14 protein-coding genes and 1 pseudogene are annotated in these 14,188 nt (G+C 72.7%); 7 read left to right on the forward strand and 8 right to left on the reverse strand.

Going from position 1 to position 14,188, the window contains the following annotated elements; translation table 11 throughout:
- Positions 1 to 107 precede the first annotated feature (107 nt).
- Positions 108 to 995, forward strand: coding sequence for a prenyltransferase/squalene oxidase repeat-containing protein (locus tag NIE111_RS12665; RefSeq protein WP_238684601.1), 888 nt, complete (start codon positions 108 to 110; stop codon positions 993 to 995).
- Between the two features lie 145 nt (positions 996 to 1,140).
- Here NIE111_RS12665 and NIE111_RS12670 read toward each other — a convergent pair whose 3' ends face one another.
- A complete protein-coding gene (locus NIE111_RS12670; RefSeq protein WP_238684581.1) occupies positions 1,141 to 2,382 on the reverse strand; it encodes a glutamate-5-semialdehyde dehydrogenase in 1,242 nt (413 codons plus the stop codon).
- A 170-nt stretch (positions 2,383 to 2,552) separates the two neighbouring features.
- Positions 2,553 to 3,662, reverse strand: coding sequence for a glutamate 5-kinase (proB, locus tag NIE111_RS12675; RefSeq protein ID WP_238684582.1), 1,110 nt, complete (start codon positions 3,660 to 3,662; stop codon positions 2,553 to 2,555).
- Positions 3,663 to 3,723: 61 nt separating this feature from the next.
- Between proB and NIE111_RS12680 the strand changes: the two genes are divergently transcribed.
- The 3 genes from NIE111_RS12680 to NIE111_RS12690 are packed head-to-tail and all read left to right on the forward strand — an operon-like array spanning position 3,724 to position 6,991.
- On the forward strand, positions 3,724 to 4,038 hold the full coding sequence (locus tag NIE111_RS12680; RefSeq protein WP_238684583.1) for an MGMT family protein: 315 nt from the start codon (positions 3,724 to 3,726) through the stop codon (positions 4,036 to 4,038).
- Positions 4,039 to 4,070: 32 nt separating this feature from the next.
- Positions 4,071 to 5,486: an MFS transporter gene (locus NIE111_RS12685; protein WP_238684584.1), complete on the forward strand. Its 1,416-nt coding sequence runs from the start codon at positions 4,071 to 4,073 to the stop codon at positions 5,484 to 5,486.
- Complete coding sequence (locus tag NIE111_RS12690) at positions 5,483 to 6,991, forward strand: pyridoxal phosphate-dependent decarboxylase family protein (protein WP_238684585.1); 1,509 nt, start codon at positions 5,483 to 5,485, stop codon at positions 6,989 to 6,991. Before NIE111_RS12685 ends, NIE111_RS12690 begins: the two co-directional genes overlap by 4 nt.
- Positions 6,992 to 7,043: 52 nt before the next feature.
- Here the strand turns inward: NIE111_RS12690 and NIE111_RS12695 are convergent, their stop codons facing one another.
- From NIE111_RS12695 to NIE111_RS12710, 4 genes and pseudogenes are all read right to left on the reverse strand, one after another.
- Positions 7,044 to 7,223, reverse strand: a complete 180-nt coding sequence (locus NIE111_RS12695) for a hypothetical protein (protein ID WP_238684586.1) — start codon at positions 7,221 to 7,223, stop codon at positions 7,044 to 7,046.
- Positions 7,224 to 7,269: 46 nt separating this feature from the next.
- Positions 7,270 to 7,557 (reverse strand): annotated as a pseudogene (locus NIE111_RS32250) (sigma factor); the annotation flags it as partial.
- 224 nt (positions 7,558 to 7,781) lie between these two features.
- Positions 7,782 to 8,993 carry a hypothetical protein gene (locus NIE111_RS12705; protein WP_238684587.1) on the reverse strand — a complete coding sequence of 404 codons (1,212 nt, stop codon included), beginning with the start codon at positions 8,991 to 8,993 and terminating at the stop codon, positions 7,782 to 7,784.
- Positions 8,986 to 9,546 carry an RNA polymerase sigma factor gene (locus tag NIE111_RS12710; protein WP_238684588.1) on the reverse strand — a complete coding sequence of 187 codons (561 nt, stop codon included), beginning with the start codon at positions 9,544 to 9,546 and terminating at the stop codon, positions 8,986 to 8,988. The genes NIE111_RS12705 and NIE111_RS12710 overlap by 8 nt, the downstream gene beginning before the upstream one ends.
- A 194-nt stretch (positions 9,547 to 9,740) precedes the next feature.
- Here NIE111_RS12710 and NIE111_RS12715 point away from each other — a divergent pair, with 194 nt between their 5' ends.
- Positions 9,741 to 10,322 carry an NADH-quinone oxidoreductase subunit B gene (locus tag NIE111_RS12715; protein ID WP_091402527.1) on the forward strand — a complete coding sequence of 194 codons (582 nt, stop codon included), beginning with the start codon at positions 9,741 to 9,743 and terminating at the stop codon, positions 10,320 to 10,322.
- A gap of 54 nt (positions 10,323 to 10,376) precedes the next feature.
- Here the strand turns inward: NIE111_RS12715 and NIE111_RS12720 are convergent, their stop codons facing one another.
- Complete coding sequence (locus tag NIE111_RS12720) at positions 10,377 to 10,898, reverse strand: hypothetical protein (protein ID WP_238684589.1); 522 nt, start codon at positions 10,896 to 10,898, stop codon at positions 10,377 to 10,379.
- Positions 10,899 to 10,948: 50 nt separating this feature from the next.
- On the opposite strand from NIE111_RS12720, the gene NIE111_RS12725 reads away from it, so the two are divergent.
- Entirely contained in the window at positions 10,949 to 12,265 is a 1,317-nt protein-coding gene (locus NIE111_RS12725) for a DUF2252 domain-containing protein (protein WP_238684590.1), read from the forward strand.
- 16 nt (positions 12,266 to 12,281) lie between these two features.
- Here NIE111_RS12725 and NIE111_RS12730 read toward each other — a convergent pair whose 3' ends face one another.
- A complete protein-coding gene (locus tag NIE111_RS12730; protein WP_238684591.1) occupies positions 12,282 to 13,328 on the reverse strand; it encodes a glucose 1-dehydrogenase in 1,047 nt (348 codons plus the stop codon).
- Positions 13,329 to 13,433: 105 nt separating this feature from the next.
- On the opposite strand from NIE111_RS12730, the gene NIE111_RS12735 reads away from it, so the two are divergent.
- Positions 13,434 to 14,188, forward strand: a 755-nt coding sequence (locus tag NIE111_RS12735) for an NADH-quinone oxidoreductase subunit C (RefSeq protein ID WP_238684592.1), incomplete at its 3' end; no start/stop codon positions are given.

Consider the following 14,188-nt stretch of genomic DNA (forward strand, 5'->3'; position numbering starts at 1 on the left):
TGGCGCGGCCACGTCGCCGCGCCGGGGTGGCCCAGGCGGCCGTCCCGGCAAATCGACGCAGATGACGCCGAGCGGCCGTCCGGCCGGAGCGACGCAGCCATTCCGGGCTGGCCGATTCTCCGAGGCGGCATCGGGTCTGCGCAGGTAGCGTCTCCGCCGTGGTCGACTTGGAAGCCGCGATCGGGTTCGTCGTGGCGCATGGGGATGCGGTGGAACGCGCCCGCCTCTCCTGGCTCCGCAACGGCACCGCCGTGCCCGCCGAGTTGCTGGAGACGGCCGAGGTCGGCCAGTCACCGGACGGCGGTTGGCCGGCCACCTGGGGCGGCGAGGTCGCCTCGATCGACGCCACCTGCTTCCGGCTCGTCGAGCTGGACGACCTGGGCGGGCTCGGCCGTCCCGCCGCCCGTCGCGCCCTGGACTGGCTGGCTTCCCGGCAGCAGGCCGACGGCGGTTGGGAAGAGGACTCGTCGCTGGCCGACTCGGCACCGGAGTGGGCCCGTCCCGGCGACCCGGAGGCCGGGTTCCTCGTGTCGGCCAACGCCGGCTTCTGGCTCACCGTCGCTGGCCTGGACGCCCGCGCCTCGGGTCCGCTCGACCATCGGGTCGGTGGGGCGTACGCCGGGGTGGTGCAGGCGGCGGCCCACTCGCTCGCCGCGCGGCTGCGCCCGGACGGTAGCTGGCCGTCGTACCTCGCCGCCGGCTGGCTGAGCGCGGCCGTGCTGCACCGGCAGGAGATGTTCCAGGAGTCCGCCCGGATTCAGGTGGTGCTCGCCGAGCGGATGCCGAAGATGTCCCCCGGGGACGTGGCGTGGCTGGCGGCCACGTTGCGCCGCGCCGGCGTCGACCCACAGGACTGGATCATGGTGCGCGCGCTGCGCCGGCTGACCGAGACCCAGCGCAGCGACGGCGGCTGGGAGAGCGACGACGGCCACCAGTTCGACGTGCACGCCACGCTGGCCGCGATCCGGGCGGCCCGCCCCACCCCGCGAGGCTGACCCCGCGCCCCCGCGCGCCGGAACCCCGCGCCCCCGACCCCTCGCGGCGATCTTGCAGTTTCTGTCGCCGATCTGCGCGGGATGTACCTTATGTCGGTGCAGTAAGTGCAAGATCGCCGCGAGGGGTAGGGGGCGCAGCGGGGCTTTAGCGCACGTGTCCGTCGCCGGTCACTACGTACTTGGTGCTGGTCAGCTCGGGCAGGCCCATCGGACCGCGAGCGTGCAGCTTCTGGGTGGAGATGCCGATCTCCGCACCGAAGCCGAACTCGCCCCCGTCGGTGAACCGGGTCGACGCGTTCACCATCACCGCCGCCGCGTCGACCCTCGCGACGAAGTCGCGGGCCGCGCTGGCCGAGTCGGTGACGATCGCCTCGGTGTGCCCGGTGCCGAAGCGGCGGATGTGCGCGACCGCCGCGTCCAGCGAGTCGACAACCGCCACCGAGATGTCGGCGGACAGGTACTCGGTGGCGTAGTCCTCCTCGGTCGCCTCGACCACGGCGGCAGAGTAGGCGGCCACCTCGGGTGAGCCGTGCACCGTCACCCCCGCCTCGGCGAACGCGGCCAGCACCGGCGGCAGGAACGCATCGGCGATGCCCGCGTGCACCAGCAGCGACTCGGCGGTGTTGCAGGTGGACAGGCGTTGCGTCTTGGCGTTCAGCGTCACCGCGACGGCCTTCGCCAGGTCGGCGGCGGCGTCGACGTAGACGTGGCAGTTGCCCACCCCGGTCTCGATCACCGGCACTGTCGACTCCTCGACCACGGTGCGGATCAGCGACGCGCCACCGCGCGGAATGAGCACGTCGACGAGCCCCCGGGCGCGCATCAGCTCCTTTACCGAGTCACGGGAGCTGGCGTCGAGCAACTGCACCGCGTCGGCGGGCAGACCGGCCCCGGCGACCGCGTCGCGCAGCACCGCGACCAGCGCGGCGTTCGAGTGCGCGGCCGACGACGACCCGCGCAGCAGCGCCGCGTTGCCGGACTTGAGGCAGATCCCGGCGGCGTCCACCGTCACGTTGGGCCGCGCCTCGTAGATGATGCCGACCACCCCGAACGGCACCCGGATCTGGCGCAGCTCCAGGCCGTTGGGCAGTGTGGACCCGCGGACCACCTCGCCGACCGGGTCGGGCAACGCGGCCATCTCACGCAGCGCGTCGGCGATGCCGGCCACGCGACCCGCGTCGAGCGCGAGCCGGTCCAGCACTGCCGCGCTCAGCCCGGCCTCACGGCCGGCCGCCAGGTCCGTCTCGTTCGCGGTCAGGATCTCGGGGGTACGCGCCACCAGCGCGTCGGCCATCGCCACCAGCGCGGCGTCCTTGACCGTACGCGTGGCCACTGCCAACTCCGCGGCGGCGTCCCGCGCCCGTCGCGCCTGCTCAACCACGCTCATGCCGACACTCCGCTGCGCTCCGCGCCGGCCTGAGGCACCAGCGCACTGAACCGATGATTCGCTCGCCGAAGCTCGCTCATGCCGACACTCCGCTGCGCTCCGCGCCGGCCTGCGGCACCGAAGCCCTGAGCCGATGATTCGCTCGCTGACGCTCACTCATTGTTGACTCCTTAGAGCAGCACCAGGTCGTCACGGTGGACGACCTCTCGTTCGTACGCCGGGCCGAGCGCCGCGGCGAGTTCGGACGTGGAGCGGCCGAGCAGTCCGGGTAGCTCCACCGCGTCGTAGTTGACCAGCCCCCGGGCGACCGATGCGCCAGCGGTGTCCACCAGGTCCACCGGGTCGCCGGCCGTGAACGTGCCGTCCACGGCGGTGATGCCGGCCGGGAGCAGCGACTTGCGCCGCCCGACGACGGCGGCGACCGCGCCCGGGTCGAGGTGCAGCCGCCCGCGCGGTGAGGTGGCGTGGGCCAGCCAGAACAGCCGGGCCGTCGGGCGTCGCCGCTGCGGGTGGAACAGCGTGCCGACCGGTTCGCCGGCCAGCGCCGGCGTGGCCAGGTCGGCGGCGGTGAGCACCACCGGGATGCCGAAGCCGGTGGCGATCCGGGCGGCCTCGACCTTGGTCACCATGCCACCGGTGCCGACGCCGGACCGGCCGGCCCCGCCGATGGTGATGCCGGCGAGGTCCGCGTCGTCGCGCACCTCGGCGATCCGGGTCGAGCGCGGGTTGGTGGGGTCACCGGTCCAGAGCGCGTCCACGTCGGAGAGGAGCACCAGCAGGTCGGCGTGCACCAGCGCGGCCACCAGGGCGGCCAGCCGATCGTTGTCGCCGAACCGGATCTCCTGGGTGGCCACCGTGTCGTTCTCGTTGACGATCGGCACGGCCCGCAGGTCGAGCAGCTTGCGCAGCGTCCGGTACGCGTTGCGGTAGTGCGCTCGCCGGGTCACGTCGTCGACGGTGAGCAGCACCTGCCCGACGGTGCGGCCGTGCCGGGCGAAGCTGGCCGCGTACCGGCCGATCAGTAGCCCCTGCCCGACGCTGGCGGCGGCCTGCTGGGTGGCCAGGTCGCGCGGGCGTCGGGACAGCCCGAGCGGGGCGAGCCCGGCGGCGATGGCGCCGGAGGAGACCAGCACCACCTCGCGCCCTTCGGCGGTGAGCCGACCGAGGGTGTCGACCAGCGTGTCGACGCGCTCGTCGGCCAACCCGCCGGTGGCGGTGGTCAACGAGGAGGATCCGATCTTGACGACGACCCGCCGGGCCGTCGTGACTGCGTCGCGCACCCGCCCATTCTGCGTGGTCACGGCCGCACCGCCCGGCGGCCTTCCCATATGGTGGCGGATTGTGACTCCAGACGAGTACGTCGAGGCGGTTCTCGACCTGGTCGAGCGGATCCCGGAGGGCCGGGTCATGTCGTACGGCGGGGTGGCCGACGCGCTGTCCGAGCGCTCGGGGCGTGCCTCGGCCCGGTTGGTCGGCACCATCATGGCCCGGCACGGCGGCTCGGTGCCCTGGCACCGGGTGGTGACCGCGAGTGGTCGCCTGCCGCCGGGGCACGAACGGGAGGCGCGGGCCCGACTGCGGGCCGAGGGTGTGCCGCTGCGCGGCGAGGGTGTGGACATCGCGGCGGCAGGCTGGTCGCCTGATGAGGGGATGTGACCGCCGCCCTAACGTGAGTAACATTCGGGCCCATGAAAACGCCGCCGGGCGCCGGCTCGTCAGCCACCGGCTCGCTGCCCCGCTCGGTGCACGCCGGCTACGCGCTGGGTTCCCTGGCGACCGGAGCGTTCGGCACCGTGCCCGGCCTGCTGCTGCTGCCGTACCTGACCGACACCCTGGGCGTGGCCGCCGGGCTGGCCGCCCTGCTGGTGTTGCTGCCCAAGGCCTGGGACGTGCTGGTCAACCCGGTCGCCGGGCGGATCTCCGACCGCACCCGGTCGCGGTGGGGGGCTCGCCGGCCGTACCTGCTCGTGGCCGGCCTCGCGCTCGCCGTCCTGTTCGCGTCGATCTTCGCCGCGCCCTTCGGTAACGGGCCGGCCGCCGTGGCGTACGTGGCGTTCGCGTTCCTCGCCACCGCCACCGCGTTCGCCTTCTTCCAGGTGCCGTACGTGGCGATGCCGGCGGAGCTGACCGGCGACTACACCGAGCGCACCCGGTTGATGACCTGGCGGATCGCGGTGCTGGCGCTGGCCATCCTGGTCTCCGGCGCGGTCGCGCCGCTGGTGGTGAGCGCCGGTGGCGACGGCGTGGCCGGGCACCGCTGGATGGGCCTGTTCGTGGCGGCGCTGATCGCCCTCGGCGCCCTCGGCGCGTTCCTGGGCACCCGGTCCGCGCCGACCGGCACGGTGGGGGAGAGCGAGCCGACGCTGCGCGCCCAGCTCGCCGTGGCCGCTGCCAACCGTCCGTTCCGGGCACTGCTGATCTGTTTCGTGGTGCAGTCCGCAGGGGTGGCGACGATCCTGGCCGGGGTCAACTACTTCGCGGGGCAGATCCTGCGTGACGCGGAGAGCGGGCCGACGCTGCTCTTCGTCTGCTTCGTCGGGCCGGCGCTGCTGGTGATGCCGATCTGGAGCCGGGTCGGTGCCCGGTTGGGCAAGCGCACCGCGCTGGTCGTCGCCTCGCTGATCCTCGCCGTCGGCGCGTTCGCCCTGGTCGCCGCCCCGGCGTTGCCGGCGGTGGCCGTCTATCTTCTGGTCGCGTTGATCGGCGTGGGGTACGCCGGGCAGCAGGTCTTCGCGCTGGCCATGTTGCCGGACTGCATCGCGCACGAGACGGCGCGCACCGGCCGACGGCAGGCGGGCGTCTTCACCGGGTTGTGGACCGCCGGGGAGACCTTCGGCCTGGCGCTCGGCCCGGGTATCTACGGACTGGTGCTCCAGCTCTCCGGTTACGTGTCCTCCGACACCGGCTCGGCGGCGGCCCAGTCGGACACGGCGAGGTTGGGCGTGCTCCTCGGCTTCACGCTGATTCCGGCCCTGCTGATCGCCCCTCCGATCCTCCTGCTCCGCCAGTACACCCTCACCGCCCACAGCGACCTGGGCGATCATGGAGTTGTGGTGGGGGACGAAAGCGTTGACCGTCACGAGAAGGGCACCGTAACTCCATGATCGACGAGAACAGGGTTGAGGCTGGGGCGCTTTCCGCCACCGGGGTTCCGGCGGAACGGGTTCTGGAAGAGGTGCGGGAGCTGCGGTCCAGTGACGCGCCCACCCACGGGGGACGGCTGTTCGCGTACGTCTACGACCCGGCGGTGCCCGGGCTGGACGAGCTGGCCGCCGCCGCCCACCGCGAGAGCGCGCACGTCAACGGGTTGGACCCGACCGCGTTCCCGTCCCTGCTGGCCATGGAGAACGCGCTGGTCGGCGCCGCCGGCCGGGTGCTGGGCGCCGGCCCCGGTACCACCGCCCCGGACGTCGTCGGCAGCGTCACCAGCGGCGGCACCGAGTCGCTGATCCTCGCCGTCAAGACCGCCCGGGACGCCCACCCGGAGATCACCGCACCCCGGATCGTGGTGCCGTCGAGCGCGCACGCGGCATTCGCCAAGGCGGCGCACTACCTGCGGGTGGCACTGGACGTCGTGCCCGTCTCCCCGGAGACGCTGCGTCCCGACCCGGCCGCGATGGCCGCCGCGATCCGCCCGGAGACGGTGCTGGTCGCCTGCTCCGCGCCGTCCTACGCGCACGGGGTGGTGGACCCGGTCACGCAGATCGCGGCCGCCGCGGCCGAGGCCGGGGTGCGCTGCCACGTCGACGCCTGCTTCGGCGGCTGGACCCTGCCGTACCTGCGTCGGCTCGGGGAGCCGGTGCCGCCGTTCGACTTCGCGGTGCCCGGGGTCACCTCCATCTCGGTCGACCTGCACAAGTACGCGTACGCCCCGAAGGGGGTGTCCGTGCTGCTGCACCGCGACGCCACGCTGCGCGCCCCGCAGTACTTCGCGTACGCCGACTGGCCCGGCTACACCATGATCAACCCGGTGATCGCGTCCACCCGCTCGGGCGGCCCGATCGCCGCCGCGTACGCCACAGTGCGGCACCTCGGCGACGACGGCTACCTGCGGCTGGCCGCCATCACCCGGGACGCTGTCGCCGGCCTGGCCGACGCGGTCCGCGCCGTCGACGGGCTGCGGCTGATGGCCGAGCCGGAGTCGACGGTCGTCTGCTTCACCGCCACCGAGGGCGGCCCCGACCTGTTCGTCCTGGTCGACGAGCTGACCGCGCGGGGCTGGCACACCCAACCCCAGCTCTCGTACGACGGTCTGCCCGCCAGCGTGCACCTCACGGTGACCGCCGCGGTCGCGCCCCGGGTCGCCGAGTTCGGGCCGGACCTGACCGACGCGGTGGCCGCGGCCAGGGCCGCCGGCCCGGTGCGGCTGCCCGCCGAGCTGGCGGCCCTGGTCGGTGCGCTGACCCCCGAGGCGCTGACCCCGGACCTGATCGTCGGCCTGGCTGCCGGGCTGGGCCTGGGCGGCGAGGCGGGGTCGGGCGCGGGACCGCTGCCGGAACGGATGGCGCTGGTGAACACCCTGCTCGACGCCGCGCCATCGGCGCTGCGCGAGCGGTTGCTGGTGGAATTCGTCAGCCTGCTGCAACGCCCCAGCTGGGCGCCGAGCTGACCGCGCCGCATCGGGCCCGGCCGTCGGTGCCGGCCGGACCCGATGGGCTGGATCAGGGAGCCGCCCGCACCTCCACGAAGGTGTTCTTGAAGGTCAGGTCCTGCCAGTGCCGGTCCTGGTTGTCGAAGTGCACCACCCGGACGCTGCCCGTCCCCTCGGTGCTCTGGTCGAGCAGTCCCGCCAGCGCTGTCCGGCCGCGGTGCAGCCAGGACTTGACGGTGCCCTCGGCCACGACTCCGGGCGAGGTTCCAGGCGACCCGCCGGACCCAGGCGGCCGGGTCGTCGTACCGGGCCAGCCGGTCCCACCCGGCCAGGGCCCGGCAGAACGCCTCCTGCGCGAGGTCCTGGGCCTGTGAGAGGTCGCCCACGTAGGCGCCCAACTGACTGGTCACGTTGCGAAAGTGCGCGTGGTAGAAGTCGTCGAAGCTCACCGTCGTGGTGCGCTCCCCGGCCATCGCGGCAATCGCCCCCGGTGGCTCGTTGGCACGGGCTCCCGTCATCACTGTCACTGCCCCTCCCCGTTCGCCGTCGGGCCCGTACCCGAGGCGGTCGTACCACTCGCTCATCGGGGTCGTTCCCGTGCTCCCCGTTGTCGGCGCTCCTGCTCGGCGTGCCGTACCCCGTTAGAAGCCCAAAACGGGCCCGGAGGTTGCAGCCCACGCTGTGGTTCGACTGTCGTGTGGGGGACTGAGTGGCGAGGCGGGGTCGGACGCGGGGCCAGCGCCCGCGTGGTGAGCGGAGCGCCGGCCGCGTCGTACGCCCCCGTGGCCTACGACGCGGCCGGCAACCGTCAGCCGTAGGTCATCGTCATCCGAACCAGGTTGTCGGTGCTGTTGACGTCCGGCAGGACGTCACGTTCGCTGTCCATCGGCTGGACGTCCACGTCCGCCTTGTCAGTGCTCAGCGTGATCCCCTCGAGCACCCGGAAGTCCAGGTCCAGCCGCATCTCCGCCCCGGCGGCCAGCTGACCCAGCCGGCAGGTGATCGGTTCGACGCCCTCGTGGACGCCCGCGCACGGGCCCCACCCGTCGACGTCCGCGCGCACCACCGCGGGCACGCCCAACCGCAGCACCAGGTGGGCGACCGGGCCCGTGCCCCGGTTACGAATCCGCACCGTGGCCGTACCCGTCCGGGAGCCGTCGTCGGCAGTTCTCAGCACGAGGTCGCCAGTGGTGACCGAGACGTCTGCCAGGTTCGGGTTCGGACCGAAGCTCGTCGGCCCGGAGACCTGGCTGAAGGTGTCGCCCTTCCAGCGGTAGCCCCGCCACTGCCGTTGTGACCACTTGGCGTTCCAGCCACCCCCGGGAGCGATGTCACCGACCTGGACGCGAACCGTGCCGTCACCCACGACATCCAGCGCGAACAGCCACTCCGGCTTGTCGATGGTGGTCGCGACCACCCGACCGACAGTCGTCGCCTTTCCTTCCTTGTCGCGGTCGAAGGCGACCACCTGCATCGGCCCGCGGGTGCCGAGCACGCACTGCACGAGAGCCACCGTCTCCACCGCGCCGTCCCCGTCGATGTCGCCGTGGTCGAGCGCCAGGAGCGAGTTCGTGCCCTCCCGGGCGTCGGCCGTGAGCCGCGTCTGCGACGTCGGGCAGCCTCGCCCGGCCCGCCAGGCCGGCAGGGTCACCGGCACCCCCAACAGTTGGGCCCGGCTGAACCGGCCGTCCGGTGCGGGGGTGGTCGGGCTGGCACTGGTCCCGGCAGGGCTGGGCGTCGGACTCGTCGGCATCGGCGTCGGCGTCGCTGACGCCGAGATGCTCGGCGTCGGGTCGACCGGACCGGGCCGGTGGTCCGGGCCGCTCAACGCCGCGTATCCGACGGCCGACCCGCCGACCAGGGCGAGCGCCGTCGTGGCGCTGGCAGCCAGCCGGCGTCGGCCGCGGCCTCGTACCGTCCGCCGAACGGCTGCGGGTCCCGGCGCCTCCACCTCCGCCAGCGCGGTACGGCGGTAACGGGCGAACTCATCGGCGAGGTCAAGAATCTCCTGCTCAGACATCCCGCACCTCCTCATTGGTGTCGCGCAGGTGGGTGGCGAGTGCGGTCCGGCCCCGGTGCAGCCAGGACTTGACCGTCCCCTCGGCGACCTGTTCCTGGGCGGCGATCTCGGCGACCGTCAGGTCGGCGAGGTAGTGCAGCACGACGGCCCGCCGCTGCTTCGGCGGCAACTTCGCCAACGCGGTGTCGAGGGCGACCCGGTCCGGGTTCGGCTCCGCGACGTGTGTCTCCCGTTGCCGCAGCAGCCACTGCTGGGCGGTCCGCAGCCGCCGCCACCGGTTGTGACCCAGGTTCCAGGCCACCCGACGGACCCAGGCCAGGGGGTCCTGGTAACCGACGAGTTGGTCCCAGCGGGCGTACGCCCGACAGAACGCCTCCTGAACCAGTTCCTGCGCCTGCCCACGGTCGCCCGTGTACGCGGTCAACTGCACCACCAGCCCCCGGAAGTGGGCGTGGTAGAAGTCGTCGAAGACCAGCTCTGCCGACGCGGAGGTTGCGGTTCCCGGTGGGTCCGGCGGGCGTTCGCCCACCCGCACATCTCGTGTCACAAGCACTCGTCCTCCCCGTGGCGGCTGCCGGCGGTGTGTTCGCCAGCACCGGTCACACAAGCGAGCGCGCCAGTAGGTTGCGCGTCGATCGCTGCCGATCCTTGTCGGCTCGGAGACATTTGGTGGACCGCTCCGCCGATCACCGCCGGGCCGCGCGGGCGCCGTCTGTGATTCACTGTCGGTGAGGAGAGGGGGCGGTCGTGCAGCTACCGGCAGTGCTCGGCGAGCCGATCCGGTTCGTGCTGAATTGGGGCCGTCGCTACTCGCTCTGGGTGTTCAACTTCGGTCTGGCCTGCTGTGCCATCGAGTTCATCGCCACCAGCATGGGTCGGCACGACTTCATCCGACTCGGCGTGATCCCGTTCGCCCACGGCCCCCGCCAGGCCGACCTGATGGTGGTCTCCGGCACGGTGACCGACAAGATGGCCCCGGCGATCAAGCGGCTCTACGACCAGATGCCCGAGCCGAAGTACGTCATCTCGTTCGGCGCCTGCTCCAACTGCGGCGGCCCCTACTGGGATTCGTACTCGGTGACCAAGGGCGTCGACCAGCTCATCCCGGTCGACGTGTACGTGCCCGGCTGCCCACCCCGGCCGGAGGCGCTGCTGCACGGCATCCTGCGCCTGCAAGAGAAGATCGCCGCCGAGCAGTCCGGCATCGGCGGTGTGCCGCAACGGGACGTGCTGGCCGCGCCGCTGGACGCCCCGCCCCGCGAGGCCGCCGCGCCACGCTCGGTCGACTCGCTCACCGCCCCGCCGGTACGCCCACCCACCGCCAGCTGAGGGCGGTGGGCCGCCACCCGGAACGGGTCCGGGCAGCGGCCCGCCGCTGGTTGGTCAGCTGGTCGGCAGGGCCAGGTTGAACGTGACCGTGTTGTCGCTCGGGTCGACGTCGGGGGTCGTTCCCATCCAGTACTGGGTGGCCAGCTCCACGGTGATCGTGACCGACTCGTCCGCCGGGTCGGTCGGCCGGCTGATGAACAGCGCCACGTCGCGCTCCTCACCCTGCATCAGCAGCCCGCCCGGCACGAAAGCCTGCGGGCCGTACACCGGACCGTCGTGGGGATCGGTAAAGAGGATCATCGACCCGGCGGGAAGCTGCGTGGCGGTGAGCGAGTGGCCGAGTTGCGGAGCGTCGCCGCCGTACCGGACCCGAAGCGGCACCCGGCGGGTGTTCTCGGGGCCGTCGGTCACCGGGCCGGCCAGCTCGACCGACGCGTCCGCCTGGGCGTCCTGCACGTACGTCTGGGGGCGGGTCAGCTTGCCGTCGAGGGAGCGGAACTGCGCGCTGAACGGCACGGTGCCCAGCGATCCGGTTTCGTACGAGTAGGCGGTGACCAGGCCGCCCGCTGCGATCATCGGGTAGCTTCGCCACCCCGTTGTGGACCCGCCGCACTAGCCTGCGGACTATGACCAGCTCAGCGGACCAGCGGTCCACCCACATCGTCGACGTGCTCACCGAGGAGTTCGGCGCGTCGATGGCGATCGACCCGGCCGCCTTTCGCCGCAAGTTCCGCAAGATGGCGGCCTCCCCGTTCGCCTTCTACCGGGGCAGCGCCGCGCTGTTCTACGCCGATCAGCGCGGCGATTTCGCCGACGACCGGTTCTCCGACGAGCGGACCAGCCGGGTGTGGATCCACGGGGACCTGCACGCGGAGAACTTCGGCACCTACATGAACGCCGGCGGGCAGCTGGTGTTCAACGTCAACGACTTCGACGAGGCGTACGTCGGGCCGTTCACCTGGGACCTGCGCCGGCTCGCGGCCAGCGTGGCGCTGCTCGGCTACGGCAAGGCGCTCTCCGACACGGCGATCGGGGAGTTGGTGGCCGGGTTCGCCCGGTCGTACCTGACCGAGCTGCGGGCCATCGCCGCCGGCGGTGACGACGCGATCGGTTCGATCACCCTGGACAACGCCGACGGCGTGCTGCGCCGGGTGCTCCAACGGGCCCGGCTCAACACCCGCGTCGACCTGCTGGCCACGCAGACCACCATCGACAACTACGAGCGACGCTTCTCCATCGGCGACGGGGTCTTCGAGATCGACGACGACACCCGGGACCTGGTCAGCGCCGCCTTCCAGGACTACCTGGGCACCCTGCCGAGCGCCTCGACGCAGCTGCGCCCGGTGGCGGCGCGGATCAAGGACGTGGTGCTGCGCAAGGGGGTGGGCATCGGCTCGGCCGGGCTGCCGTCGTACAACCTGCTGCTGGAGGGGCACACCCAGGCGCTGGAGAACGACGTCGTCATCTACATGAAGCAGGCGCAGGTGCCGGCCGTGGCGCGCTACGTCACCGACGAGACGGTCCGCGGCTACTTCCAGCACCAGGGGCACCGGACCGCCGAGTCGCAGCGGGCGTTGCAGGCGCACGCCGACCCGTGGTTGGGCTTCACCGAGCTGAACGGGACCGGGCAGCTCGTCGCCGAGGTCTCCCCGTACGCCGCCGACCTGGACTGGTCGGACGTGAACGAGCCGGAGGAGCTGACCGGGGTTCTCGTCGACCTCGGCCGGGCGGTGGCCCGGATGCACTCGGTCGCCGACGACGAATCCAGTCACGACCTGGTGGACTACTCCACCGAGGAGGCGATCGTCGCGGCGGTGGACGCCGACGAGCCGGGATTCGTCGCCCACCTGGTGGATTTCGCACACGCGTACGGGGTGCGCGCCCGCCAGGACCATCAGCTCTTCGTCGACCTGTTCCGCAACGGTCGACTGCCGGGCATCTGATCGGGCGCGGCGTCGCTCAGGACGCGAACTCCAGCACCACCTTGATGTCGTCCGGCCCGGGGGTGTACGCGTCGGCGTACCGGTTCACCGGCACCCGCCGGGTGATCAGCGACTCGAGCCAGACCTGGTCGGCGCGGGCGAGCGCCTGCGCGGCCATGGTCCAGTGTCGCCGGTTGGCGTTCACCGAGCCGAACACCACGTTGTTCTCGAGCACCAGCGCCCGGTTGAGCGCCCCGGCGTCGAAGTCGATTTTCCGGCCACCGCTGGACACTCCGGCCAGGCAGACGATCCCGGTGGGGGCCGCCTTGCACATGACGTCGAGGACCACTGTGGGAGCGCCGGTGCACTCGATCACCACGTCCGGCTCGAAGGGCAGGTCGTTGACCGGCACCGTGTGGTACGTGGCGCCGAGCCCGGCGACCAGCTCCGGCTTCGGCCCCTCGGTGTTCCGGTCCAGCACGTGCACGGTGAGCCCACGCTGGGTGCCGAGCAACGCGGCCAGCAGACCGATCGGCCCGGCCCCGGTCACCAGGACGGTCTGCGGCTGCCACTCGGCCCGGTGCCCGATCCGCTCGATGTGGTCCCAGGCCTTCGCCACCACACTTGTCGGCTCCAGCAGCACGCCCACCTGGGCCAGCGCCGGGTCGAGCGCGACAGCGAACCGCGGTTCGACCCGCCAGCGGTCCCGGGCGAACCCGGCCAAGCCCTTGATGCCGTGTTCGGTGTACTGACCGTTACGGCACATGTCCCACTCGCCGACCGCGCAGTTCGAACAGGGCACCGGGTCGGGATACCGGACGATCCCAGCCACCAGATCACCGGGTTGCAGGGTGCCGCTGGAGTCCTCGATCACCCGGCCCAGTGACTCGTGCCCGATGACCAGGCGGTCGGCGCCCGGCGGCGCCTCGCCGTACTCCCCGGCGATGATCTCGTGGTCGGTGCCGCAGATCCCCACCGCCAGCGCCTCGACCAGGACAGAGCCCTCCTCGGCAGCCGGCTCGGGCTGATCCTCGACGAGGCTCAGCGAGTTGGCGACTCCGGGTCTCACTGTCACAGCGCGCACGCCCTCATCTTTCCCCGCCGCGGGGTGCGACGCGCCCAAAGCCGGCAGATCGCTGGGCATCGGCGGCGGCCAGGCGTGGGCCCGGCCGGCACTAGGATCAGCGGCATGACTCCCGAAGAGGTCGGCGCTCGGCTGGTCGCGCTGCTCGCGCCGGTTGAGGCGACCCCGTCGGTCTCCGGCGGGCAAAGGTTCGCCCGGGCCACAGTCGATGTGCCGCCCGCGAGTTGGCTGACAGCGGTTTCCGCCGCCCGTGACGACGCCGAGCTGGCCTGCGACTTCTTCGACTGGCTCTCCGCGGTCGACGAGTTGGCTGAGGGCTTCGACGTGGTGGCGCACCTCTGGTCGACGCGACTGCGGCACGGTCTGCTGCTGCGTACCCGGCTGCCGCGCGGCGAGCCCACTGTCGCCTCGGTCGTCGACGTCTACCCCGGTGCCGCCTGGCACGAGCGGGAGACGCACGAAATGTTCGGGATCGACTTCGCCGGCCACGGGGAGCTGCTGCCGCTGCTTCTGCCGCCGGAGTTCGAGGGTCACCCGCTGCGTAAGGAGTTCGTGCTGGCCTCCCGGGTGGCGAAGCCCTGGCCGGGCGCGAAGGAGCCGGGCGAGTCCGAGGCTGGCGGCGGGCGTCGACCGATCCGCCCGCCGGGCGTTCCCGCCCCGGGCGAGTGGGGGCCCACGCCCACCCCGGCCGGCGCCGGTGGGGTGGGGGAGGGTCCGCGTGGCGGCACCCCGGCCAGACCGGCCCGTGAGCGTCCGGCGCGGCCTGCCCCGGGGGTCCGTCCGGCGCGTACTCCCCGACCGGCCGGCGCCACCGACGGCCCGGCCCCTGCCGACCAGCCCGCGCCCGACGCCGGCCCGGC

Source organism: Micromonospora hortensis (genome assembly GCF_022230935.1).
In the GTDB taxonomy this organism is placed as follows: Bacteria; Actinomycetota; Actinomycetes; order Mycobacteriales; family Micromonosporaceae; genus Micromonospora; species Micromonospora hortensis.